Source organism: Paenibacillus sp. FSL R5-0378, from assembly GCF_038009285.1.
Lineage (GTDB): Bacteria > Bacillota > Bacilli > Paenibacillales > Paenibacillaceae > Paenibacillus_AQ > Paenibacillus_AQ favisporus.
Genome location: NZ_JBBPAY010000001.1, coordinates 3,797,040 through 3,820,969, shown reverse-complemented (window position 1 = coordinate 3,820,969; position 23,930 = coordinate 3,797,040). Strand labels below are relative to the sequence as shown.

Here is a 23,930-nt window from a genome sequence, read left to right as displayed (position 1 = left end):
CCCTTATCTTTTTTTACAACGCGTTATTTACAACGGTTATTAACAACACATTCCGCTTACTCTATGCTGCGTGCAATAATGCGGGCAGGGGATGAATCCGCCCGGATGAGTAAAGGAAGTGCCGTTATTTCAAAGGACGTCAAAGATAGCAGCCGGTCGGTGTTGGTCAGGTTTTCGGCAATGAATATCCCATGTCCAAATAAAAATTTATGAACGTCGAACGGGTACTTATCCGGCGAAGGCATATCCATACAGACCATCTTCGCCTGCTTGCGTTCCAGCAGCTCGGCAAACGCTTGGGTCAAGACGGGATAGTCCGTAAAGTATTCCGGCTGTCCCCACAGCCTGCCATGGCCCGTATGCAGCACCACGATTTGTCCCATTCCAATCTTCTCTTCGTACATTGGCTTATATTCAACCGACTTTTCGTGTGAGACGTCGAGGATGCACCCGTTTCCAATAAAGCGGTCTAATGAAAATTCGTGTAGATACCGGTCGGAATCCGTCAAATGCATCGGTCCGTCGATATGCGTGCCAGCGTGCATATTGATAGACAGTTGGTGGTTGGTATACGAATCGCTTATCAAATGCCTCGTCTGGGCAAGCACCGTTTCCTGATCCCCCGGGAAAACAGGCAGTCCATCATGGATCAGCCTGGTCAGATCAATCATCATCGGATTCGTCAGCTCCCTGTCTCTTGCGTTTGCCTAATTTCTAGGCTTTTAAGGTACCCGATGAAGGGCGGCCAGTGCCTCCTCCCGGTCCTTCTTAAAGAACACATCTTCCCCCTGATTGCATTCGTAGATGAAATCCCGCAGGCTTTTGCTGGAGTAAGCTTCGAAATCACCAACAATGGCAATTTTAAATTGATAGGTCCGATATTTTTGCAGGATTTCCCCAGCCAGCCCGGTTTTCAGCTCAAAAAAAGCATCCGGCAAATTCGACTGATTCAGCAGCAGCTTATGGCACGGCCCCGACGGGTCCCACCCAATGCCAGCCATCAGATCCAGAGCCGTCTGGACGTCGGCAATAACGGCATGAGGGTCGTCAAGAATCGCTACCTTCGAGCCTTCCTGTTCATGTATCGTATAGTTCATACTTTTTGCCCCCTTTCCGCTATATTACCTTGTCTGAGAAGTCTGTTCCAGTCTTTTCCTACGTCTGGTCCGGCTGAACCGCTGCTTGGCGGGCGACGCGGCACACGAGTCGCATCAGTTTGCGGTGGAGCTGCGGAAACAAAGTGAATACGACATCCATGGTGCGGCGCAGCGGCATCGGGCAAACCACAGGCTCGTTCTTGTGAACGCCCTTTATCGCAATCCGGGCGAACTGCTCGGGGCTCATCATTTTCTGTTTCTGCATCTGCTTCAGAACGAGTTCCTGATCCAAATATAGCGCTTCGCCCGTCCGATGGATCGGAGTATCCACGAATGCCGGGCATAGAGCGCTGACATGAACGCCAAACGCTTCCGCTTCATAGTGAAGGGATGTGGTCAGTCCGACCACGGCATGTTTGGTTGCAGCATACGCGGCGGAGGTTGGCGATGGCCCCAGTCCGGTCGCCGACGCGGTATTCCCAATACAGCCGAAGCCCTGCTGCTTCATAACCCGATAGGCTGCCTGAGTTCCATGGATGACGCCCCACAAGTTGACCTGAATGATCCGGTTCCAATGATCAAGTGTCATGTGGTACAGCTCCCCGTAAATGCTGATGCCCGCATTGTTGAACATATAGTCAAGCCGCCCGAACTCCTCATACACACTCTCGATCAGCCCTTCAACCTGATAGGCGTCCGTCACGTTCAGGTGGACGTAACGCCCTCCCCCACCCGCAGCGGTAATTCTTCGGACCGTCTCCTCGCCGCCTGCTCGGTCCACATCGGCTGCCACAACGAAAATACGCTCCCCTGCCAACGCTTCGCAAACGGCCCGGCCAATTCCCGAAGCCCCTCCTGTGACAATAGCCACTTTACTCCATTCTGCCATATCCTTGACTCCTCCTCATCATTTTAACTTTAGAACAATTAGGACGATCGTTCTAATTTACTTAAGCGTAAAACCTCATCGTTTGAGGATTCCGCTTAGAAACAGATCGACGCTTTTTCGGAAAAGACCATGCAGCTGTTCATGTTCCATCGTGTAAATATGCTGGCACAGCGCCCCCAGCAGCGTCCCGAATATAAATGTCGTTCCTTGAAGATCGTCAATCTCAAATTCTCCGGTATCGATCCCGTATTGGAAAATGTCTGAGTATGCCTGCATCGGCGTAACCGCCAGTCCGTACAGCTGATGGACCGTCTCCGGACTGGTCGCCGGATTCGCCGCCAGCTCCTGCCCTACCTTGAGCAGAGGGGTCTGATAATTGTTCATCACGAACGAAGACATCGCATACAATTTATCTCTGGCTGTCTTATAGTTCGGAGATACACCGGCCCACTTCTCGCCCCAAGCCCGCATGCTGTCCAGCGCGAGATAAACGAACAGCTTTTCCTTATTCTCAAAATGATAGTACACATGGCCTTTGCTGAACCCGGAGGCTTTGGATATATCCGAGATCGAGGTTCCGGCGAATCCCTTTTGCGAAAAAAGCTGGGCAGCCTTCTCCGCAATAATCCGCCGCGTTTCTTCACTGTCATAATGTCGTTTCAAAGCGATCTACCTTTCCTTATTTACAGAACGATCGTTCTAAAGTCATCATAAGCGATGAGGCCTGCCGCTGACAAGAAATATTTGGAATGTTCAAAAAGAAGACAAAAAGCACGGCCTAAGCCGTGCTTTTATCCTTAGAAACAAGAACCGCCTCACTCCGCCCCAGGCACACCGTTCGGGTAGACGACAACTTTCAAGCACTCGCTTTTGTGATTTAAGGCCCGCTCCATCGCTTCCTGGGTATCCTGGAGTGAATAACGGTCCGTGACCAGCGTCATCACATCGGCAATGCCGGACTCAAGGAAGCGGATGCCTTTCGGATATGTATTGGCATACCGGAATATTCCGTAAATATCGACCTCGTTATCCGCGATAAAAGGAACATTCAGCGGAATTTCATCCTGTGCCGGCAGTCCGACAACGGCCAGCTTACCGCCCCGGCGCAGCGAGCCCAGTGCCGTTTGCAGCGCTTTGGGATTGCCTGCCGTTTCCCAAGCGACATCGACGCCCTTTCCTCCCGTCAACCGCTGAATTTCCTCCAGCGCGTCCTGTTCTGCAACGTTAATCACGTGATCCGCTCCGAGCTTCTTGGCGGCATCCAGACGCAGCGGCTCCAAATCCGTTACGATGATTTCGGCAGCACCATACGCTTTGGCCGCGACGACGGCCATCAGTCCTACCGGCCCCATCCCCATGATCGCAATGGTGGATCCCGGCGCAAGCTTGCTTCTCGCCGCCGCATGGATGCCGACGGAAAACGGCTCGATCAGCGCCGCTTCTTCATAGCTCAGCGAGTCCGGGATCCGGAACACAAAATCCTGCCGGATTTTGATGTACTGGACAAAAGCCCCGTCTACCGGCGGCGTTGCCAGAAACTGCACATCGGGACAGAGGTTATACCGCCCCTCCTTGCAGGCTTCACAGCGGCCGCAGGTCACCCCGGGCTCTACGGCTACGCGGTCTCCCACTTTGAATCCGGTTACATCTGCGCCCACGGCGGCGACATCGCCCGAGCATTCATGGCCTAGGATAATCGGCTTCTCCACAACGTACTTGCCGATTCGCCCATGCGTATAATAATGGAGGTCGGATCCGCAGATGCCTACGGCCATCACTTTGATCAACACTTCGTCTGGTGAAATGTCAGGCACCGGCACCGTTTCAATCCGGATTTGGCGCGGGCTGTGCATCACAGCGGCTTGCATCGTTTGGGGAATGCTGGAGTTCATCATCTGTGTATTTCCTTCCCTTCCTGCAATCTATTATTTTCTTATCATTGTATTATAGAACCTCGCTAATATCTATGAAAACTACGTCTGATTAACAGAAAGAATCCGCTCCCTCTTCGGGAGCGGATTCTTTCTGTGCAGCGAGATGCACCACCATGCAGAAGGAACATAAGTCCCTTCACTCACGGCTATGTAATTGGATAACCGGACGGAAACATGGCTGGGAGGGGCATCAACCGCTTAGGATTCAGCAGGACCTTTGGTCCGTTTGAAGAACAATGCCAGAATCAACGCTACGATGGAGAAGCCAAATCCGATGACAAACGCGTTATGCACGCCGGCTACCATCGCTTCGGCCATTTGCCCAGGCGCGGTTGGATCCGAAGAGCCCTTCAGGAAGCTGGCTTGGCCGTTGGACATGACGCTGATAAAGAAGGCCACACCAATCGCACCCGCCACCTGCTGGAGCGTATTCAAGATCGCCGTACCGTGCGGATAATACCGGGCTGGAAGCTGGTTCATGCCGTTTGTCTGCGCCGGCATCATGATCATAGAGATGGAAATCATCATGCAGATATGCAGAATGAGCAGCGTGACTTTGCTCGTTTCGACCGATACCTGCGTAAAGAACCACATAATGATCACCAGAGCAGCCGTTCCCGGAATGATCAGCGCCCGCGGACCGAACTTATCAAACAGTTTACCGGTAATCGGCGAGATCAAGCCGTTGAGCAAGCTCCCCGGTAGCATCAGCAGACCGGAAGCGAACACCGTCATGCCGAGTGCACCCTGAAACAGGAACGGCAGCAGCGACATGGAGGAGAACAGCGTCATCATCATAATGATCAGCATGATCGCCGTCAGGGTAAACGCCGGGAATTTGAAGGACCGGATATCCATTAAAGGATCTTTCAGCCGGAGCTGACGAATCACGAACAGCAGCAGGGCAACCGCGCCGACAATAATGGTCCAATACACTTTGGGATGCGACCAGCCCGCTCCACCTTCACCCAGACTGCTGAAGCCATAGACGATTCCGCCGAATCCGATCGTTGACAGAATGATCGACAGAACGTCCACTTTGGGTTTGGTAGGCTGCGAGACATTTTTCAAATACACAAACGCGATGATGATCGAAATGATGGCAAACGGCAGAACTAAGTAGAACAGCCATCTCCATTCAAACGAATCGAGAATCAATCCCGACAACGTCGGTCCGATCGCTGGAGCGAACATAATAACGAGACCGATACTGCCCATGGCGGCTCCGCGTTTTTCCGGCGGATACAGTATCAGGATCGTATTCATCATAACCGGAAGCATCAAACCGCTACCTGCGGCCTGAAGCAAACGGCCGATCAGGAGGAATTCAAAGCCAGGGGCAAAGGCACAGACAAACGTTCCCACCGTGAAAATGATCATGGCTCCCAGGAACATTTGCCTCGTCGTAAACCACTGGACCAGCAGCGCTGATGCGGGAACCAGAACGCCGACGACCAGCATGTAGCCTGTGGCCAGCCATTGCAGCGTAGAGGCCGAGACTTTGAGCTCAACCATCAATTCTGGGAAAGCGATATTGAGCAGCGTCTCATTTAAGATGGAAAAGAACGCTCCCACAATTAATGAGACTAATATAGGCAGCTTCTTGATATGGCTGATATCAGCCGGTGCAGATGCAGCTGCGGCACCTGATGGATTCATATATTCTCCCTCCTGTTTCATGCAATATGTCTATATTTGGCATCAGCGAGCCTATTTTACCACATAACTTCATGAAAATGTTTCTTATAAATTGCTTTTTTTAAATGATTTATTATTTTAGTCATTTAAGTATTATTCCACCGTTTAGAAGTTACTCATAAGCCAGTACAGAATCGCGGCTGATGATCGTACCTTGATGCTTCCCTTCGCACAATTCTCTCATTGAACCCGGCTTGTCAAAGTTGAATACATGAATAGGCAGATGGTAGTCCCGGGCCAGAATAAAGGCCGATTGATCCATGATTTTCAGATCGTGCCGGATAACGTCGTCATAGTGCAGCGACTTGAATTTTCTGGCGGAGGGATCCGTCTTCGGATCGGCGCTCAGCACACCGTCCACTCCCTGCTTGGCAACGAGAAGCGCGTCGCAGTTCACCTCGATCGCCCGCTGCACCGAAGGGTAGTCGGTCGTGACGTACGGCTGGCCGTTACCGCCGGCGAAAATGACGATATAGCCTTTCTCCAGATGGTGTATGGCGCGCAGTCGAATATACGGCTCGGCCACCGAAGCGATGGGGAGCGAGGTCATGACCCGGACCTCCTTGTCCGTCTTCGCTTTGAGAACACCACGCAGCATCAGGCTGTTGACGACGGTGGCCAGCGTGCCGATATTATCGGCCTCCGCCCTTTCGATGCCCCAGGTTTCCGCCATGTTTCCCCGGAATATGTTGCCGCCGCCGATGACCAGGGAAACCTCCACTCCCATAGACACAACGGATAAAATTTCGTCCGCAATATGCTCCAGCCGGCCCGGATCAAAGCCGAACTGGCTCGTTCCTGCCACCGCTCCGCCGCTTAGCTTAATTAACACTCTTTGGTACGCCGCCATGGATCAAACACTCCTTTCGGTTCCGAAAAAATGACTATCGTGATACGCCCACTTAGATAAATAAGCTTCCTCAGTGTTGATTTCGAAACATCCAAATTCCTTCAGCCAACACCGCTAATCAGAAGTCCAAAAAGAAAACACTAAAGCCGCTAATGCCTTAGTGTTCAACGCTTCCTACATATGCCGTTTTCTCAATCATGGGATGTATGCACCGCTTGAACACCAGGGATCCTCCTTTGAAATCCGTTTTTTACCAAGCAGATTATATCCTGAAAGGTTCGTCTGAATCAACTATGGCTGCAGAGAGGGGGTATGGCGGAGTGGACAGACCTACCTTGTGACCAGTGAGCAGTGTATAGGTTGTACGAAAAAATGGGTTTGCAGGTCGGAGATAGGTGCGGATTTTTTCGGCTTTCTATTGTGAATTTTTCATATATTGCAATATGGGTATCAGCGGTTGTTGATTCGCTCTTTTTCCAAAGGTTGGCGTCATCGTTGACGTAAACGTTAACGTTATAAGTAGATAGAATGAACATAAGAAAATTAACGTTAAAGTGACGCATCGCGCCATTATAGGAGGAAGCTCAATGTAATAAAAGTAAACGTAAAAACTCCCGAAAAACCGGCCCAAGGCGGTTTTTCGGGAGCCTGATGTCAGTATGGCTCTGGATCCCTTTTGCTTATGGCAAACCCATTACAATTGAAGCGATATCTGCTTAACGCCCGCGTGTGGCGTTAGAAGTACTCCCTGCCCGGTCACGGAAGAATCGGCGCCTGCGATTTGAGCGATCTGGCTTATGCCGCGCAGAAGCAGCTTCCACGGCTTCGTCCCTTCCGCCTGGACATCGATGCGCTCCCCGTTCCGGGTTACCGCGACCTTTAATTCTTCCTTGCCGTTCGTCCCGTTCACGACGCTTGTCGTTTCCGTCCCATCCGCAAGTTCAAAGGCGTGAAGGATCACGCCGTCCGCGTAGTCGTAATCCGGGCGCTGGTCATTGTCTCCGACCGGAATGATGCTTCCGGCCCGCGCCAATAGCGGAACCGTAAAGTAGTCGACCTGCCGGCTGATCCACCGGCCTCCCTCTACACTCTCTCCGGTTACGAAATCGGTCCAGCGTCCCTCCGGTACATAGTACCGTGCCAGTCCCTGGTCGTTCATGACCGGTGCGACGAGAAGCGCATCCCCGAGCATATACTGGCGGTCCAGCACATGGCAGTTCGGATCTTCGGGGAATTCCAGCACCATGGCCCGCATGACGGGCACCCCTGTTGCCGCAGTCTGCACGGCGGAACGGAACAGATATGGCATCAGCGTGCATTTCAGCTTGGTAAAATAGCGCAGCACATCCACCGCTTCCTCGTCGAAGAGCCAAGGCACCCGGTACGACTGGTTCCCGTGCAGCCGGCTGTGCGTGGACAGCATTCCGAAAGCGGTCCAGCGCTTATATAGGTCGGGTGTGGCGGTATTTTCAAAGCCGCTGATATCGTGGCTCCAGAACCCGAAGCCGCTGAGCGACAAGGACAAGCCGCCGCGAAGCGACTCGGCCATCGATACGTATGAGGCGGAGCAGTCGCCGCCCCAATGCACCGGGAACTGCTGGCCGCCGGCCGTGGCGGAACGGGCAAACACCGCCGCTTCATTTTTACCGAGCGTCTCCTCCAGCACCTCAAATACCGTTTGGTTGTACAGGAACGTGTAATAGTTGTGCATTTTCACCGGATCGGAGCCGTCGTAATAAACGACGTTCGTCGGAATCCGCTCGCCGAAGTCGGTTTTGAAGCTGTCGACGCCCATGTCGAGCAGCTCCTTCAGCTTCCCCTGGTACCAGCGGACCGCTTCCGGATTGGTAAAGTCCACGAGCCCCATGCCGGACTGCCACCGGTCCCACTGCCAGACGCTGCCGTCCGGATTTTTCACCAGATAGCCGTTCTCCTTGCCTTCCTTGAACAGGTACGACTTCTGCCCGATGTACGGGTTGATCCAGACGCAGATATGAAGGCCTTTGTCTTTCAGCCGCCGCAGCATCCCCTGCGGGTCCGGGAACACGTCGGGATCCCATTTGAAATCGCACCACTGGAACTCCTTCATCCAGAAGCAGTCAAAATGGAACACATGCAGCGGAATGTCCCGCTCAAGCATGCCGTCTACAAAACTGTTGACTGTGTCCTCGTCATAGCTGGTAGTAAACGAGGTCGTCAGCCACAGGCCGAAAGACCAGGCAGGCGGAAGCGCCGGTTTCCCGGTCAATGCCGTATAGTTTTGCAGAACCTCTTTCAGATTGGATCCGCCAATGATGTAATACTTCAGCTTTTCGCCGGGAACGCTGAACTGCACCTTCGAGACGTTCTCAGAGCCGACTTCATAAGAAACGCGCTCCGGGTGATCCACAAACACGCCGTATCCTTCGCTGGAAACGTAGAACGGGATGTTTTTGTAGGCCTGCTCACTGCTGGTCCCCCCGTCTTCGTTCCATAGATCCACGACCTGACCGTTTTTCACAAAAGGCGTAAACCGTTCGCCAAGCCCGTACACATATTCGCCGACCCCCAGGTCCAGCTGTTCCCTCATATATACATCCGCCGATTCGGAGGATTTGATGTAAGCCGGTCCTTTATAGCCGGTGCCGGTGAGGCGGCGTCCGTCATAAGCATACGCGACGTTCCACCCTTCGTCTGGGCGAACGGTAGCGGTCAGCTTGCCGCTGGTGAGTGTAACGGCGCCGCCGCGCTTCTCGACCTGAACTTTCAGGTCCGGCTGCTTGTAGATTTGGAAGGCTGGGCCCTTGTCGTCCATGCCGTCATGATGGATGTATTCCACGCAGATGACGTTCTCCATCGGGGAAGAATAGCGGACCGTAAGCAGCGTCGTATTCAGCGTATCGCCTTTGTGGACGATTTTTTTGGTGGATGCATACACCGTCATTTCGTCTTCGCGGGTCTCGATATCCCTTACCTCAACCGGATACAATACCTGCAGCCCCTGCCGCACATGCCAATAGCCGTCTGTAAATTTCATAGTGGGTCTCTCTCCTATCTATATCTTCTATTAAAAATTCGTCAGTCTTTCATGGAACCGGCGGTAATGCCGCCCACGACGTAGCGCTGCAGGCCGATGAAAATGATAATGATCGGAAGAGCAGCCAGCGTGGCGACCGCCATCAGGTTGTTCCACTCCGTGCCGTACTGCCCGATAAAGCGGTACAGTCCAAGCGTCAGCGGACGTACGCTGTCCTCGGTCGTCAAGGTCAGGCCAAAGATAAAGTCGCCCCAGCCAAAAAGGAAGCAGAACACCGCGACTGTCATCATGCCGGGCACAACGAGCGGCAGAATGATTCGCGTAAACGCCGTAAACTGGTTGCAGCCGTCAATCTTCGCCGCTTCCTCCAGCCCTTTGGGCAGTGCCATGAACGACGGCCGGAGGACGAGGACCGCAAACGGCAGCGCATGGATCATGTCCGCCAGGATGAGCCCGAAGTAGCTGTTCACGAGATGAACCTTCGAGAACATGATGAACAGCGGCATCGCCATCATAATACCGGGCAGCATCTGGATCGCGAGAAGCAGAATCATGATCAGTGATTTGCCTTTCAAATCCAGTCTCGCCAGTGCATACGCCGCGGGCGTGGCGAACAGCAGCGACATGATCATCGTCCCGATGGCGATAATAAAGCTGTTGCCGATATACCGGAGCATATCCGTGTTGTGAATGAAGTTGTCATAGTAAGCCGTAAAGGTCGCGTTCAGCACTCCAAAATGGGGCGGTGACGAGAACAGGTCCGTAATTGGGGTTATCGACGTTTTGACCATCCAATAGACGGGAAACAAAAACAACAGGGTGATGACGGCACCGATCACAGTCATGCCGGCACCCTTCCATTGAGCTCGCTGGTTCATCATGCAGCCTCCTCCTTACTGGACATCCGGAGATAGATCACGGCCAGCACGGTAAGAATCGCGAACATGATCATGGATACCGATGCGCCCTGGCTGAACTGGAATTTGGTGAAGGACATCTGGTAGGCGTAAATCGGCAGGACGTTCGACGAGTTTACCGGTCCGCCCGCCGTCATGATGAAGATCATGTCAAACACCTTGAACGTGTTGATGATCCCCAGCATGAGCAGAATCAGAATGGTCGGTCGCATGAGCGGCAGCGTAATGTGTCGGAACTGCAGCATTTTCCCTGCGCCGTCCAGCTTGGCCGCCTCATACAGCTGCTCCGGCAGACCTTGAAGTCCGGACAGCAGGATGATCATGTTGAACGGAATGCCGACCCAGATGTTGGCGACGATCGTGGAAAGCAGCGCCGTACCGTTTTCGCTGAGCCAGCTGTGCGGCTCGTGAATGATCCCAAGGCTTTGCAGGATGTAGTTAACGACCCCGTAGTCGCCGTTCAGCATCCATTGGAATACCGAGGCCGTGATGACGACCGGAAGCATCCAGGCGAGCAGCATAAGCGAACGCATCAGGCCCCGGCCCGGGAAACTGCGGTTGAAGAACAGGGCCAGCGCAAAGCCGATCGAAAACTGAAACACGAGGCTGAGAACGGTGAACAATACCGAGTTTCCGAGCGCGGTGTAAAAGACCGGATCTTTGAATGTCTTGATATAGCTCGCCAGACCCGCAAAAGCATGATGCCCCTTAAAGTTGTATACCGTCACATTTTGAAAGCTGAGAATGAGGTTGTACACGATCGGGAAAATAATGAACACCAGCAGGAACAGGATGACGGGCAGAACGAACAGATACCGGGTCCATGCTGTACTTCTTAAACGCTTGGACGTTCTCGGCGCTGCCGCGGAATAGGATTGGTCAGACATGTGGTTCCTCCTCCTTCTCAATATTTAGGGTGCAAGCGGTTTGATCTTGCCGGCGGCCGTTTGAACGGCCTGTTCGGGAGAAGCCTGCCCGGTCAGCACCTGCTGAAGCATCGTCTGGATCGCTTCGGAAATTCCCGCATAATCCGGGCCATAGGCACGTGCCTTGGCCACCTCCATCGCATCCGCAAACACCTTCATCTGCGGATCCTTCTGCCAGAACGGGTCCTGCAGCAAATCTTTGCGGCTCGGCAGACGGCCGTTGGTCTGAAGAAGCTTCTTCAGCCGGTCCGGCTCGTTGGCGAAACGAATGACGTCAAAGGCAGCATCCTTATGCTTGGAGGCTGAAGAGATCGCCCAGTTTTCACCTCCGAGTACAGTCGCTCCCGTTTTGCCCTTCGGCAGCGGCACGACGCCCCAACTGACTTTGCCCTCCTTCTGCAGGAATGGGATCTGCCACGTTCCGTTTACCATCATCGCCACTTTGCCTGCGGCGAACTGCGTCGCGGTGTCGGATTGCTTCTGCGTGATCACTTCCCTGGACATGTAGTTGTTTTTAGCCATATAGTCGTACAGGTTTACCGCATCGAGCGTGCCCTGACTATCAAAGTCGGGAACGTCCGAGCCGGCCTGCAGCAGGAACGGCAAAAACTGAAATGTCCCTTCTTCCGTCTTGACCGCACTCACCGCGAAACCGTATACATTTTTTTTAGTGAGCAGCTTGGCGTCTTCCTTCAGCTCATCCCAGTTGGTGGGCGGTTTGATGCCCGCTTCATCAAACAACTCATTGTTATAAAACAGCGCCAGGTTGTTGCTTCCGACCGGAACGCCGTAATTTTTGCCGTCGTACACCGTGGAGGACCATGGTCCGTCATAATATTGATCCGCCTGGCCCCACGCTTTAACCTCGGAGGTGATGTCAGCCAAAATGCCGGCAGCTGCGAACGTCTGATGGTCTGCGCTGTCGATCCATACGATATCCGGCCCCTGATTGCCGATCGAACCAAGCAAAAGCTTGTTTTTGATATCGGAAGAAGATACGTATGTTCGTTTGATCTTCACATTCGGATGAGCCTGTTCATATTCGCTGATGATATTGTTGATCGCGGTTACGCTGCCATCCGTCGTCATCGTATCCCACCAGGTCAGGGTGACTTTTCCCGAATCGGTACCGGAACCTGCCGAGCAGGCGGTCAGCGTCAGGGCAAACAGCGAAAAGGCGAGAAAGAGCGCTTTCATTTTGCCGCGCATAAGCATGTCCTCCTTCGAAATGATCTAGTATTTGGGTGTTTGATTATAAATATCACAAAATGATGTACGTACATCATTTTTCTCGTGAGAAGCCCGGCATCCTATACCCTTAGATATAGTACCGTGCGTTCTCCCTCGTAACCAGTTCCAACTTGGAAATGTTCTCCCGCAAATTCACCTTCTCGCCGCTGGCCGTATGGTTAAACAGCGTCTTGACCGCCAAATAGCCCTGGTTTACCGGGTCCTGGCAGATCGTCGCCGTGACCGTGCCGCGGTCCAGATCCTGATAAATATCCTCCGTCATGTCATGGCCAATCAGAGCCACGGTGCCGCCAAGACCCGCTTCTTCGAGATGGCGCGCAATAACATGCAGCTTGGCGCTCGTGACATAAATGCCGTCGACCTGGCGGAAGTATTCACCAAAGTGGTCCGGATGATCGTATTCCTCATGCTTCAGCTTCAGCGGCGGTGCCATTTCGATGTTCCCCTGCTCGGCAATGACTTCGCGGAAGCCGGTAATTTTCTGCTGCATCTGAAACGTAGTCGCCGAGGGCAGGCTGCTGGCATCCGATGTGATGAGTCCGGCTCTGCCGCCCTTTCCGATCAGCTTGCACAGCATGTCGGCAGCGAGTCTGCCGGCGATCCGATAGTCGCAGCCCACGTAAAACAGGCGCTTGCTGAGCGGCGCGTCGTTATTGAATGTGCATACCGCCATTCCTTTATCGATCGCCTGGTCTATGGGATCCTCCATCTGCTGCGAGTCGTTGGGAGACAAGGCCAGCGCATCGTAGGCGCCGCTGTCCACGATCTCCTGCACGATCTGTCTCTGCTTCTCCGTGTCGTAGCTCTCCGATTTGAAAATTTCAATCCGCAGGCCGTAATCCCGCAGCTCCTCATACGCAAGGCGGATGCCTCGCTCAATCTGTGTCCAGAAATAATCCGGATGCTCCGGAAACACAATCGCAAAGGAAATTTCAGTCCCCCGTGACAGGAATCTCGCCGATTTGTTCGGCGTGTATTCCAGTTCCTCCAGCTTCTCCATAACCTTCCGGTACGTCTCTGGCTTCACATTGCCGCGATTGTTGAGGACCCGGTCCAGCGTGGCGACCGAGATGCCCAATTGCTGGGCGATTCCTTTTAACGTCAGTCTTTTATGATCCTTCATAAGTATACCTCTTGTCTTATTCTGCAGAATGAAAGACGTTTGATCTTTCAGGCAGGTTTATTGTAACTCCGCGGCTTCCCGCGTGTCAACGCTTTCATGATGGTTTAGGACAAAAAATGATGTTCGATAATCATTTTATCTCTTCTGGTCCTTCTAAATCGCCTTCCTCTTTGCTCCAGCCGGGATCATGGTTATTTAACTTACAAGCTCCCGTTGTTCCATTGCAAAAAGGGATCTCCGCATGAGTCCCGGAAGTCCCCTGTTTGCTTACAAATTCAACTGATATCGTTAGTTAGCCGGGCTCTGCTATGGAGAACGACGTTAAGATCCGGTCGTAATCATCCAGCGGATGCCAAACTTATCTTCCAATTGGCCGAATAAAGAACCCCAAAAAGCCGGTTTGATCGGGTCGCGAACCGTTCCACCTTCAGACAGTTTCTCAAATGCAGCATACGCTTCCGGCTCCTGTTCAAATTCCAGTACCAGGTTGATCGCTGTTCCTTGCTGCACCGGTTCGAATACCGCGTCTGACATTAGAATATTCACGCCGGCGGCAACCAGGCTCAAGTGCAGCACCTTATCTTTGTATTCTTCCGTAGCGTGAGGCAATTCCCCATGGGTCTGTACCGATACAATTTCTCCTCCGAGCGCCTGAACATAAAACTCGGCCTGCGCTCTGGCATCCTCAGAAAAAATGTAAGTCATGTGTTTGGCCATCGTCATTCATCCTTTCCTGTAATGGTTCATTTAGAAGCAGGAATGGTACCCTTGACATGTGACATGGCAGCCGCGGATGAAAATATGCTTGTCCCTTCCAAGAAAACAAACCGCAGCCGAAAAAGCTCGGGATAACGGAGTCCGAAAAGGCGCAACATTGTATGAATCGTTATGTACATGGATAACTTCCTGCCCCGCTGTCTCTACTATAACACCGCGATCAGGAACGGATTTCTTACCGATTGCTGAGTTGATTGTTGATATGAAGAAAATTGTTCATCAACAACGGCAGCGATATCAGGATGGGCGGATCGTCCGGATGCGGAACCCGCATGTTTACCCGTTGAAACGGAACCGATTTATCAGGACCGACGACGATTGGGACCTTATGCTTGGCGCGAAGCGTCGTTTGGGGCACCAGAAAATCGGCCGCCCTCATTCCCCATGAGACCGAAGTCGCTAATAGATAGTAGGTTCCAGGCTTCACGCCGGTAAACCGGAATCGACGTGCCGCCGAAGAGATAAGCGTACCGTAAGGAGGCAGCCCTTCAGGGATCGGTTTGGCGAACAATCCAATGAGGATGACCCCTTCGAACGGTACTTCGAAGGATATGGACCCTTCCACGGTTCCCACAGGTGACGTCAAAACCGGCAGATCATACCAGCTTTCGAGCGCTTTGAGAGAGTTTAAATGGTTGTCCGCGATGTCCCTGGAATTGCGGAATAGGGAAGGTGTAACCCCAACCTTCTCCGTAAACCGGGAAGTAAACGTGCCGAGGCTCTGCTGGCCGATTTCCAGGCTGATGTCACGAATGCTTAGATTGGTGCTCAGCAGCAGCTCTTTGGCTCGATGCAGCCTTAGTGATGATACGTAATAGAGCGGCGGAAGCCCCATCCGCGCTTTGAAAATCCGGGCAAAATGGTACGGGCTGTACCCTGCATACTTCGCCAGCATGTTCAGCTCCAGCGGTTCATCCAGCCGGTTCTGAATATAGGCAATGACTCCATCCAGTTCAGGAAACTTGTTGGTCATACCTTACCTCCCTTGAGTCCCGGATGGATGCGGGCGCGATGAGCATGGGCCAACCCTCGCCAAACCAGGAACAACTGTTCCCGTTTATATTACCATATTCTACCCTTCAAATAAAAGACAAATTTCAGTTTTTGGACAACGAAGTTTCCTCTTCTTTCGCAGTTTGATCCATTTCTGTCGCAAGGCCGATGTCCTTGTTGTTCAGAATGTTATCCTCAAGCACGGCAAATTTGTCACCATACTCTTTAATAATATGATGCTCCCCCCACGCGCAAAGGGAATCCAGAATCGGCTTCAGGCTCCAGCCGTATTCGCTCAGCTCATACTCCACTTTCGGCGGAACCTGATGATAGATGATGCGGTTTACGATTCCGTCGTCCTCCAGCTCACGAAGCTGCTGGGTCAGCATTTTCTGTGTGATGGACGGCATCAGCCGCCGCAGATCGCTTGTCCGCTTCTTTCCATGCGTCAAGTGGCACAAAATCACACACTTCCATTTGCCGCCGATCACTTCCAGCGTTGCTTCAACCGAAATGTTATATTTCTTTTTTTCCATCCAAGACCCTCCTCAACATCTATGGGCACTTTTTGGTGCCTATCGTACTAAAAAGTACGTACTGTTCAAATTTACTTCACGGGTACATAATAACATTCACCGGCCGGTAATGACTACCCTGTAGCTAGATCACAGCATCAAATAGATAGAACAACATATATAGGAGTGAGATCATACCATGTCTTTGGATAAAAAACGCGCAACCTTTGCCTTATTAGCTTTAGCCATCAGCGCGTTCGCGATTGGTACCACTGAATTTATCAGTGTGGGGCTGCTTCCCCTGATCGCCAATGACCTGCACATTTCGGTAACCCTTGCCGGGTTGACCGTTACGTTATATGCGCTCGGTGTCACCTTTGGAGCGCCGATTCTAACCTCTTTAACGTCAGGTGTGCCGCGCAAAATTCTGCTTATCGGCATCATGCTGGTATTCATTGTCGGCAACAGTCTGGCGGCCGCATCCACCGGGATCGGTCTGCTGCTTACGGCGCGAATCATTTCGGCCTTGTCCCACGGCGTGTTTATGTCGATCGGGTCGACGATTGCCGCCGATCTCGTCGCGGAAAACCGCAGGGCCAGCGCCATTTCCATCATGTTCTCCGGACTGACGGTGGCGACCGTCACCGGGGTGCCGCTGGGAACATTCATTGGTCAGCAGCTCGGCTGGAGAGCCGCGTTTGTGGCGATCGTGATCGTCGGTGTTATCGCGCTGATTGCCAACCTGATCCTTGTCCCAGGCAACCTGCGTAAAGGCGTCCGGACGCCCGTCCGTGATCAGGTCAAAATTGTGGCGAACGGCCGCCTGCTGCTTGCTTTTCTGATTACTGCGCTTGGCTATGGAGGAACCTTTGTGGTATTTACCTACCTGTCGCCGCTGCTGCATGATGTTACCGGCTTTAAAGAATCAACCGTCGCCCTGATCCTGCTGCTCTACGGCATCGCCATTGCCATTGGTAATGTGATCGGAGGCAAAGCGGCCAACCGCAAGCCTTTATCCGCCTTATTGTATATGTTCCTGATCCAGGCGGTCATTTTGCTTCTTCTCACATTCACGGCTCCGTTTAAGGTCGCCGGGCTGATTACGATCTTCGGCATGGGGCTCCTTGCATTCATGAACGTGCCTGGACTTCAGGTGTACGTCGTCATGCTTGCGGAACGGTTTGCGCCGAAGGCCGTCGACGTCGCTTCGTCTGTGAACATTGCTGCATTTAACGCCGGCATAGCGCTCGGCGCGTATTTGGGCGGAATCGTGACCGATCATCTCGGCTTGATTCATACCGCATGGATCGGCTCGATCATGGTTGCCGCAGCCGTTCTGCTCACCTGGTGGAGCCGTACCCTCGAACGCAAGGATACGGCGTCATCCGTTAGTGACAACAACATGCTCAGTGCGTAATCTTGATGCTTTTTTAGCTATCGTATCTAATGCGGATAAGTTCTATACAGTTCCGGTAATGATAAGCGAATGGGTTTCGAATTGCGGAGGTAAGACAAATTTATATCATGATAAACAACATCTAGGAGGCAATTTATAATGACTCAACATGTACAAAGCAAAACGCGATTGAATAACGGCATCGAGATGCCTTGGCTGGGCCTGGGCGTCTTTAAAGTTGAGGAAGGCAGCGAGCTCGTCGAAGCCGTGAAAGCTGCTGTGAAGCACGGTTACCGGAGTATCGACACCGCTGCGGTTTATGCCAACGAAACGAGCGTTGGTCAGGGAATCCGCGAGGCGCTGGCCGACAACGGACTGAAGCGGGAAGACCTTTTCGTTACTTCGAAAGTGTGGAACGCAGACCTCGGTTACGAATCGACCATCGCCGCCTACGAGACAAGCCTGAAAAAGCTGGGTCTCGACTATCTGGATCTGTACTTGATCCACTGGCCGGTTGCCGGCAAATATAAAGAAGCGTGGAGAGCGATGGAGCGGCTGTATAAAGACGGCCGCGTCAAATCGATCGGTGTCAGCAACTTCCAGGTACACCACCTGGAAGATTTAATGAAGGATGCGGAAATCGTACCGGTCATCAACCAGGTGGAATTCCATCCGATGCTGACCCAAAAAGAGCTTCGCGACTTCACGAAGCAGCACAACATTCAGCTCGAGGCGTGGTCTCCGCTGATGCAGGGCGAGCTGCTGAACCATCCGCTGTTAAAAGAAATCGCGGACAAATACGGCAAATCCATCGCCCAGGTGGTCCTCCGTTGGGACCTGCAGCATGAGGTCGTGACTATCCCTAAATCGACGAAAGAGCACCGTATCGTCGAAAATGCATCGCTGTTTGATTTTGAACTGTCCCAGGAAGATATGGACCGGATCGACGGGCTCAACGAGAACCGCCGTGTAGGTCCCGACCCGGACAACTTCGATTTCTAATTTTGCTTTATCATTCACCATACGAAAACGCCATCCCTCCGGATTCGGAAGGATGGCGTTTTTTAAATTCCATCGTTTTTGCATACTGTTCAAACCATGCTCTGGCATTACACGCGGTCTCTAAGAATGTATCCTTGCTCCAGCTTCACCTGCATAAAACCTTCCAAACCATTGACATCCGCTGCGGCCGGCGTTTCCGAGCCCAGGAACAACACGTTCCGTTCTGCATCCCGTTCCCCTTCTGTCAGGGCGAAAGCTCGAACTGAAGCAAACACCTGCTCCATTGTGGTATGAATGGCACTTAGCACGGGGTCACGCTGCAGCTTGCCTGCTGCGTTCATGATCAGCATCCCGCCTGCCTTCAGCTTTTGCCGGGCCAGCGCAAAAAATTCCTCGGTCGTCAGATGATGAGGCGTCCCTTCGCGTGTAAACGCGTCTAAGATCACATAATCGAAGGAGCCGTCGGCCTGCTGCTCCAGCAGGGCCCTTCCGTCTCCGATCTCGACATTGTTCCAGCCGTATTGAAAATAGCTCCTGCTCAGCTCCACGATCTCCGCGTTGACCTCGGCCACGAGGCATTGATCTTCGCGAAATTGGCCGGCAATCGTTCCAATTCCGTGTCCGATCATAAAAATCCTGCCGGTTTCGGGCGTCCGCTCACGAATTAGCCGGACAATTTCGCGCGGATACTCCAGCACTATGCGGTCCGGATCTCGGAGGTCGATGGCACCTTGAACCGCGTTGTCTCCAAATTGAAGTACACGGAAGCGGCCTGTTTGACCAAACAGCTCATGCGCTTCGTAGACGACGATTTCCTGACTTCCGTTCGATTTTCTCGCCAATTCATACAATTCCGTCTTCTCCTTTCCTACCGAAAAGAAGGCCATCGTCTTCTCAGACAATGGCCTTCTTCCGGCAAATCGCGTCACGCTGATTAATCTTCAAGCTCCACGTTGTGGTACACATTCTGGACATCCTCCAGATTTTCGAGCGCATCGATCATTTTCTCGAATGCCGGCTGGGACTCGGCCGGAAGCTCCACATAGTTCTGCGCGATCATGGAAACCTCGGCAACCGAAAATTCGGTTACGCCAGCGTTCTGGAAGGCTTCCTGCACAGCATGAAACTGCTCCGGATCGGCATATACGATGACGGAATCGTCTTCCTGGATGATGTCGCGAACGTCGACATCCGCTTCCATCAGCAGCTCCAGAACTTCTTCTTCCGTCTTATCTTCGACGCCGATGACTGCGGTGGAATCGAACATGTAAGCGACCGATCCGCTGACGCCAAGGTTGCCTCCGTTCTTGCTGAATGCAGCCCGGACCTCTGAAGCGGTGCGGTTGACGTTATTCGTCAAAGCATCCACAATCACCATGGATCCGTTCGGCCCGAAGCCTTCGTACCGCAGCTCGTCATAGGTCTCATCAGAGTTGCCTCTCGCCTTCTCCAGCGCTCGGTCAATGATGGCCTTCGGCACATTGTACGTCTTGGCGCGTTCAAGAACGACCTTCAGCGCCCGGTTGGATTCCGGATCCGGCTCGCCCTGCTTGGCGACGACATAAATTTCCCGCCCGAAACGGGCATATATACGACTAGTGTTTGCGTCCTTCGATGCTTTCTTCTCTTTAATGTTATTCCACTTACGACCCATACGATCCGCTCTCTTTCACTAATATCAGATTCTATCGTTCCTTGTAGAAGACGTGTTCTATTATATCGCAAAAACGGTCTATTGAACAAGCTTCTGCCTTACGAATCGCTCTTCTCATGTGTCGGCAATGTTCTTGGCGGCACCCCTTCAAAGGTCAGCTTCACCGGCCTAATCCGGCCTTCGTGGTCAAACTCCATCCGGTCGATGCAGACTTCACGGTGATTCGCTGCGGTTTCGCTCAGCGGACGGCGGTGGTAAACGATGTACCACTCGTCTTCACCCGGAATCTGAATGACGCCGTGATGTCCCGCTCCCGTAGCCACCTCGGGATCCTGCTGCAGTATTTTGGCCTCCCGCACAAACGGTCCCAGCGGCGAATCCGAGACAGCGTACCCCACCGAATAATCCGGACCTCCCCAACCGCCTTCGGCCCACATAAAGTAATACTTGCCTTCGCGCTTGATCATGCACGGTCCTTCCACGAAATTCTCCGGTGTTATCTCCTTATATACCTCTCCGTCTGAAAAGGGAGCGATGCTGACCATGTCTTCGTTCAGCTTCACGACGTTGCAGTGCTTCCATCCCCCGTAATACAAATAAGCCTGACCGTCGTCATCGATAAAAACATGAGGGTCGATCGGCTGGGCGCCATGGTAAAACTGGTCGATCAGCGGCTTCCCCAGAGCATCCCGGAAAGGTCCTTCGGGCCGGTCAGCCACGGCAACACCGATGCCGCCCAGCTCCTCATTGCTCTGGATGTCGTTCGCCGCAAAATAATAATAGTAGCGTCCATTTCGCTCGATCGGGGAAGGGGCCCACATCGCCCGTCTTGCCCATGAAATGTCCTTCATCTCCAGAATCTGTTCAACCTTGGTCCAGTGAACCAGATCATCGGAATAGAACGCATCGAAAAATGTCTGGTCATCGTAAGCTGCCGAGTATGTAGGATATACCCAGTATCGGCCCTCAAAAATTCGGGGTTCAGGATCGGCATACCATCCGGGAAAAATCGGGTTGCCTGAACGGCGGTCGTTATCTTTAAGATTCACAATGCTGCTCCTCTCCACAAGTGACTTGTCCTGTATTTCATTTTACCAAACTATGGAACCGTTTTCCTATGAAAAAAGTATATCGACGTACCTTCAAAGAAGGCAGACTGCGTCTAAAAGAAGTTTCTCTTGCGAGATCAGGAAGCAGAGGCTCCAAAACTTATACTTTCTGATCTCTTCAAAAAAAAGGCACAGGCTCGGCAGCCTGCACCTTCTTTTCTATGATATCTGGCTTACTGCTGCTGCACGGCACTTGGATCCATATACATGACTTCCCACAAATGGTTGTCAAGATCCTGGAAGCTCCAGCCGTACATAAATCCGTGATCCTGCTTGTCATTGGACGGCTTGCCGCCCGCTTCCAGCGCCTTGTTGACGATTTCGTCCACCTGCTCGCGGCTGTCGGCGGACACGCTCACGATGACCTCGTTCGTCTTGGAGGCGTCGGCGATTTCTTTATTGGTGAACGTTTGATAATACGGCTCAACCAGAAGCATGACATAGATATGATCACTGATGACCATGCAGGTTGCATTGTCATCCGTAAATTGAGGATTAAAGGCAAATCCGATTTTGGAGAAGAATTCGATCGAGTTTTTCAGGTTTTTAACCGGGAGATTCACGAAAATTTTGTCCAATTGCAGCGCCATTTAAAATTACCACCTTTTCTCGGAATATTCACGGTAACCTGAGCATGATCAGGCTCAACATTCGCTCCGCCAAGCGGAGATTTCTGAGTCTAGTCTACCTTCACAGATCGTGATACCGTTTGACTTAATTGCATTCTATCATGGAAAGGACGCCTGCATTTCTTATAAATTGCTATCATCGCTGGTTTTCTCGCAAAAAAATAAAAAAAATCCGCGATAAACGCGGATTTTGCTTTAACTTTTAGCCTCGTGCTCCCTCTTCATCGGGATCCCGGCCCTCCGTGTCCCTCAGGCACCGCAGGCAGCGCCGTCGCTCTTCTGCGCTGGAACCGTACGTTGACGAGCACAATGCTGGCAAGAACCAGAATCAGGCCGGCTACAAGATTTATCGTCACTTTCTCGTTCAGAAAAAGCACGCTCGAAAAGATCGAAACGATCGGAATCAGAAACGTAAACGAACCGATTTTGCTCGCTTCCCCTTCGCTGATCAGTTTAAAATAGACGAACCATCCTGCCGCGATGACGAAAACGGCGATAAACAGCGTATCCCAAATGAACGTCCCGTTCCACTGGATCTTCGACCAGTCTTCCATTCCCGAACCGGCCAGCAGCAGAATGACACCGCCGATCGTAATTTGCATCGCTGTCAGCCAGGTCGAGTCGACCTTGGGTCCTATCTTCTTGACATAGGCCGTGCCAAGCGCCCAGGAGAGGGCTGTGACCAGCGCCAAAATAATACCGACGGCGGAAACATCCCCTGTGAACCCGCCGGCGCTCATGGTGGCGACGCCGGCAAAGCCGACGATCAGGCCAAGCATCTTCTGCTTCGTCATGGCCTCTCCCAGCCACAACCACGAGAACAGCCCAAGCAGCACAGGCTGGAGAAACACGATCGCCGAGAACAATCCGGCCGGCGTATACTGCAGTCCGATAGTTTGGACACCATAGTATATAACGATGCTGAGAAGCGCGGAGGTCAAATAGATCGGCCAGGTCTGACGCAGCCGCAATTGCTTCGCTTTAGGCAGAGCCACCAGCACGAGCAGCACGCCGCCGATCAATGCCCGCAAGCCGGCGAACAAGATTGGCGGCGCATAGTCCAGAGCTATTTTGGATAATGGCCAGTTGATTCCCCATACCAATATTAAAAAGATTAATAGTAACAATGTATTCTTCTGCATTCGCACGGAAGGTCACTCCTTGAATCATGGTCAATAACCATGATACAATACGTTGAACTATAAATAAAATGCATATTCCTCATAGGAGGTATAACATATCCGTTATGAATGAGACGCAGATCAGACTATTCGTGGCTGTCGCGGAAACGGGAAGCTTTACGAAAGCGGGCCAGATGATGAATATGACCCAGCCGGCGGTCAGCCGCGCCATATCCAGCCTGGAGTCCGAGCTCGGAGTTACCCTCCTGAACCGCCATCCGCGAAACGGTGTCGTCCTGACCGATATCGGCAAACGGATCGTGGTCACTGGCAGGGAAATTTTGCTGCAATACGAAAAAATTTCGCAGGAGGTTGCCGCCGAGAAAGGGCTGGAGACCGGCAGCATCCGTGTCGGAGCCTTTCCGGCCGCCGCTTCCTTTTATTATCCGAAAATCGTCCGGGCCATCAACGACAAGTATCCGAACATTAATATTCAGATGTATGAAGGCACCGTGGAGGAAGTCCGGCATTGGCTCGATGAGCTGGTCGTGGATGTCGGCTTCCTCATTCCGCCGCTGAACGATCTGGACACAAGGCTGCTGCGGAACGAAGCGCTTCACGTCGTTTTCCGCGACGATCACCGCTTTCGCAATTACAAGGAAATCCGGATTCAGGATCTCTCGGATGAGCCGATGCTGGTCTGCAAGGGCGGCTATGAGCTGCCGGTTATGGAGCTGTTCCGCGCCGGGGGAGCGAATCTGAACGTGAAGCATATTACGACCAACTATCCGACCGCCCTGAACATGATCAACGAAGGACTGGGCATCTGCATCATGTCGGAGCTGTCGCTGCAGAGCGTGCCTGAACATGTCATGAGCCGAGAGTTGACTCCCAGAGCGTACCGCAAGCTGCATCTTGCCGTTCCGTCCTTCAAACAGGCATCCATTGCCGTCAGATTGTTTGTGGATACGGCATTCCGGCTGTTCCCGCCTGCAGCAGCGCATCCCGACGAGCAAACTTAGGCGGCGGGATG

23 protein-coding genes are annotated in these 23,930 nt (G+C 52.5%); 3 read left to right on the top strand and 20 right to left on the bottom strand.

All coding sequences use genetic code 11. From position 1 onward, the window contains the following. Positions 1-56: 56 nt before the first annotated feature. The 15 genes from MKY74_RS17860 to MKY74_RS17790 all read right to left on the bottom strand — a co-directional run bounded on the left by MKY74_RS17860 (position 57) and on the right by MKY74_RS17790 (position 16,007). On the bottom strand, positions 57-674 hold the full coding sequence (locus MKY74_RS17860) for a cyclase family protein (RefSeq protein ID WP_076167106.1): 618 nt from the start codon (positions 672-674) through the stop codon (positions 57-59). A gap of 48 nt (positions 675-722) precedes the next feature. Beyond that, positions 723-1,097 carry a DUF4180 domain-containing protein gene (locus MKY74_RS17855; RefSeq protein ID WP_076167108.1) on the bottom strand — a complete coding sequence of 125 codons (375 nt, stop codon included), beginning with the start codon at positions 1,095-1,097 and terminating at the stop codon, positions 723-725. A gap of 58 nt (positions 1,098-1,155) precedes the next feature. Beyond that, positions 1,156-1,986, bottom strand: coding sequence for an SDR family NAD(P)-dependent oxidoreductase (locus MKY74_RS17850; protein WP_076167110.1), 831 nt, complete (start codon positions 1,984-1,986; stop codon positions 1,156-1,158). Positions 1,987-2,061: 75 nt separating this feature from the next. Next, positions 2,062-2,649, bottom strand: a complete 588-nt coding sequence (locus MKY74_RS17845; RefSeq protein ID WP_076167112.1) for a TetR family transcriptional regulator C-terminal domain-containing protein — start codon at positions 2,647-2,649, stop codon at positions 2,062-2,064. 152 nt (positions 2,650-2,801) lie between these two features. Next, positions 2,802-3,878: an NAD(P)-dependent alcohol dehydrogenase gene (locus tag MKY74_RS17840; protein ID WP_076169416.1), complete on the bottom strand. Its 1,077-nt coding sequence runs from the start codon at positions 3,876-3,878 to the stop codon at positions 2,802-2,804. Positions 3,879-4,118: 240 nt separating this feature from the next. Continuing rightward, entirely contained in the window at positions 4,119-5,579 is a 1,461-nt protein-coding gene (locus MKY74_RS17835; protein WP_076167114.1) for an MDR family MFS transporter, read from the bottom strand. Between the two features lie 151 nt (positions 5,580-5,730). Further along, entirely contained in the window at positions 5,731-6,468 is a 738-nt protein-coding gene (gene pyrH / locus MKY74_RS17830; protein ID WP_076167116.1) for a UMP kinase, read from the bottom strand. A gap of 694 nt (positions 6,469-7,162) precedes the next feature. Beyond that, positions 7,163-9,484 (bottom strand): alpha-xylosidase, encoded by a 2,322-nt coding sequence (gene yicI / locus MKY74_RS17825; protein WP_076167118.1) that lies wholly within the window; start codon positions 9,482-9,484, stop codon positions 7,163-7,165. 41 nt (positions 9,485-9,525) lie between these two features. Beyond that, positions 9,526-10,365 (bottom strand): carbohydrate ABC transporter permease, encoded by an 840-nt coding sequence (locus MKY74_RS17820; RefSeq protein WP_244169174.1) that lies wholly within the window; start codon positions 10,363-10,365, stop codon positions 9,526-9,528. Beyond that, positions 10,362-11,288: a carbohydrate ABC transporter permease gene (locus MKY74_RS17815; RefSeq protein ID WP_076167121.1), complete on the bottom strand. Its 927-nt coding sequence runs from the start codon at positions 11,286-11,288 to the stop codon at positions 10,362-10,364. Before MKY74_RS17815 ends, MKY74_RS17820 begins: the two co-directional genes overlap by 4 nt. A 24-nt stretch (positions 11,289-11,312) precedes the next feature. Next, positions 11,313-12,536 (bottom strand): sugar ABC transporter substrate-binding protein, encoded by a 1,224-nt coding sequence (locus tag MKY74_RS17810; protein ID WP_167372833.1) that lies wholly within the window; start codon positions 12,534-12,536, stop codon positions 11,313-11,315. 109 nt (positions 12,537-12,645) lie between these two features. Next, a complete protein-coding gene (locus tag MKY74_RS17805) occupies positions 12,646-13,701 on the bottom strand; it encodes a LacI family DNA-binding transcriptional regulator (protein WP_076167125.1) in 1,056 nt (351 codons plus the stop codon). A 321-nt stretch (positions 13,702-14,022) separates the two neighbouring features. Further along, a complete protein-coding gene (locus tag MKY74_RS17800; RefSeq protein ID WP_076167127.1) occupies positions 14,023-14,418 on the bottom strand; it encodes a VOC family protein in 396 nt (131 codons plus the stop codon). Between the two features lie 235 nt (positions 14,419-14,653). Next, positions 14,654-15,451: a helix-turn-helix transcriptional regulator gene (locus MKY74_RS17795; RefSeq protein ID WP_076167130.1), complete on the bottom strand. Its 798-nt coding sequence runs from the start codon at positions 15,449-15,451 to the stop codon at positions 14,654-14,656. A gap of 124 nt (positions 15,452-15,575) precedes the next feature. Further along, positions 15,576-16,007, bottom strand: a complete 432-nt coding sequence (locus tag MKY74_RS17790) for a winged helix-turn-helix transcriptional regulator (protein WP_076167132.1) — start codon at positions 16,005-16,007, stop codon at positions 15,576-15,578. 178 nt (positions 16,008-16,185) lie between these two features. On the opposite strand from MKY74_RS17790, the gene MKY74_RS17785 reads away from it, so the two are divergent. Both MKY74_RS17785 and MKY74_RS17780 read left to right on the top strand, forming a co-directional pair. Beyond that, the gene (locus tag MKY74_RS17785) at positions 16,186-17,403 is read left to right on the top strand and encodes an MFS transporter (RefSeq protein WP_076167134.1); all 1,218 of its coding nucleotides are present in this window, start codon (positions 16,186-16,188) and stop codon (positions 17,401-17,403) included. Positions 17,404-17,541: 138 nt separating this feature from the next. Continuing rightward, entirely contained in the window at positions 17,542-18,384 is an 843-nt protein-coding gene (locus MKY74_RS17780) for an aldo/keto reductase (RefSeq protein WP_076167137.1), read from the top strand. A gap of 107 nt (positions 18,385-18,491) precedes the next feature. Here MKY74_RS17780 and MKY74_RS17775 read toward each other — a convergent pair whose 3' ends face one another. The 5 genes from MKY74_RS17775 to MKY74_RS17755 all read right to left on the bottom strand — a co-directional run bounded on the left by MKY74_RS17775 (position 18,492) and on the right by MKY74_RS17755 (position 22,918). Then, complete coding sequence (locus MKY74_RS17775; RefSeq protein ID WP_244169175.1) at positions 18,492-19,286, bottom strand: spermidine synthase; 795 nt, start codon at positions 19,284-19,286, stop codon at positions 18,492-18,494. A 32-nt stretch (positions 19,287-19,318) separates the two neighbouring features. Continuing rightward, positions 19,319-20,038, bottom strand: coding sequence for a YebC/PmpR family DNA-binding transcriptional regulator (locus tag MKY74_RS17770; RefSeq protein ID WP_076167139.1), 720 nt, complete (start codon positions 20,036-20,038; stop codon positions 19,319-19,321). A gap of 98 nt (positions 20,039-20,136) precedes the next feature. Continuing rightward, complete coding sequence (locus tag MKY74_RS17765) at positions 20,137-21,087, bottom strand: glycoside hydrolase family 43 protein (RefSeq protein ID WP_076167141.1); 951 nt, start codon at positions 21,085-21,087, stop codon at positions 20,137-20,139. A gap of 233 nt (positions 21,088-21,320) precedes the next feature. Beyond that, positions 21,321-21,737, bottom strand: coding sequence for a VOC family protein (locus MKY74_RS17760; RefSeq protein ID WP_076167142.1), 417 nt, complete (start codon positions 21,735-21,737; stop codon positions 21,321-21,323). A 260-nt stretch (positions 21,738-21,997) separates the two neighbouring features. Beyond that, on the bottom strand, positions 21,998-22,918 hold the full coding sequence (locus MKY74_RS17755; protein WP_076167144.1) for a DMT family transporter: 921 nt from the start codon (positions 22,916-22,918) through the stop codon (positions 21,998-22,000). A gap of 104 nt (positions 22,919-23,022) precedes the next feature. On the opposite strand from MKY74_RS17755, the gene MKY74_RS17750 reads away from it, so the two are divergent. Beyond that, a complete protein-coding gene (locus MKY74_RS17750) occupies positions 23,023-23,919 on the top strand; it encodes a LysR family transcriptional regulator (protein ID WP_084203728.1) in 897 nt (298 codons plus the stop codon). Positions 23,920-23,930: the final 11 nt, after the last annotated feature.

Bases quoted from the DNA above. Each gene is read 5' to 3' on its own strand.
- MKY74_RS17860 (WP_076167106.1), bottom strand. From the start codon at position 674: ATGATGATTGATCTGACCAGGCTGATCCATGATGGACTGCCTGTTTTC.
- MKY74_RS17855 (WP_076167108.1), bottom strand. From the start codon at position 1,097: ATGAACTATACGATACATGAACAGGAAGGCTCGAAGGTAGCGATTCTT.
- MKY74_RS17850 (WP_076167110.1), bottom strand. From the start codon at position 1,986: ATGGCAGAATGGAGTAAAGTGGCTATTGTCACAGGAGGGGCTTCGGGA.
- MKY74_RS17840 (WP_076169416.1), bottom strand. From the start codon at position 3,878: ATGAACTCCAGCATTCCCCAAACGATGCAAGCCGCTGTGATGCACAGC.
- MKY74_RS17835 (WP_076167114.1), bottom strand. From the start codon at position 5,579: ATGAATCCATCAGGTGCCGCAGCTGCATCTGCACCGGCTGATATCAGC.
- pyrH (WP_076167116.1), bottom strand. From the start codon at position 6,468: ATGGCGGCGTACCAAAGAGTGTTAATTAAGCTAAGCGGCGGAGCGGTG.
- yicI (WP_076167118.1), bottom strand. From the start codon at position 9,484: ATGAAATTTACAGACGGCTATTGGCATGTGCGGCAGGGGCTGCAGGTA.
- MKY74_RS17820 (WP_244169174.1), bottom strand. From the start codon at position 10,365: ATGATGAACCAGCGAGCTCAATGGAAGGGTGCCGGCATGACTGTGATC.
- MKY74_RS17815 (WP_076167121.1), bottom strand. From the start codon at position 11,288: ATGTCTGACCAATCCTATTCCGCGGCAGCGCCGAGAACGTCCAAGCGT.
- MKY74_RS17810 (WP_167372833.1), bottom strand. From the start codon at position 12,536: ATGCGCGGCAAAATGAAAGCGCTCTTTCTCGCCTTTTCGCTGTTTGCC.
- MKY74_RS17805 (WP_076167125.1), bottom strand. From the start codon at position 13,701: ATGAAGGATCATAAAAGACTGACGTTAAAAGGAATCGCCCAGCAATTG.
- MKY74_RS17800 (WP_076167127.1), bottom strand. From the start codon at position 14,418: ATGGCCAAACACATGACTTACATTTTTTCTGAGGATGCCAGAGCGCAG.
- MKY74_RS17795 (WP_076167130.1), bottom strand. From the start codon at position 15,451: ATGACCAACAAGTTTCCTGAACTGGATGGAGTCATTGCCTATATTCAG.
- MKY74_RS17790 (WP_076167132.1), bottom strand. From the start codon at position 16,007: ATGGAAAAAAAGAAATATAACATTTCGGTTGAAGCAACGCTGGAAGTG.
- MKY74_RS17785 (WP_076167134.1), top strand. From the start codon at position 16,186: ATGTCTTTGGATAAAAAACGCGCAACCTTTGCCTTATTAGCTTTAGCC.
- MKY74_RS17780 (WP_076167137.1), top strand. From the start codon at position 17,542: ATGACTCAACATGTACAAAGCAAAACGCGATTGAATAACGGCATCGAG.
- MKY74_RS17770 (WP_076167139.1), bottom strand. From the start codon at position 20,038: ATGGGTCGTAAGTGGAATAACATTAAAGAGAAGAAAGCATCGAAGGAC.
- MKY74_RS17760 (WP_076167142.1), bottom strand. From the start codon at position 21,737: ATGGCGCTGCAATTGGACAAAATTTTCGTGAATCTCCCGGTTAAAAAC.
- MKY74_RS17755 (WP_076167144.1), bottom strand. From the start codon at position 22,918: ATGCAGAAGAATACATTGTTACTATTAATCTTTTTAATATTGGTATGG.
- MKY74_RS17750 (WP_084203728.1), top strand. From the start codon at position 23,023: ATGAATGAGACGCAGATCAGACTATTCGTGGCTGTCGCGGAAACGGGA.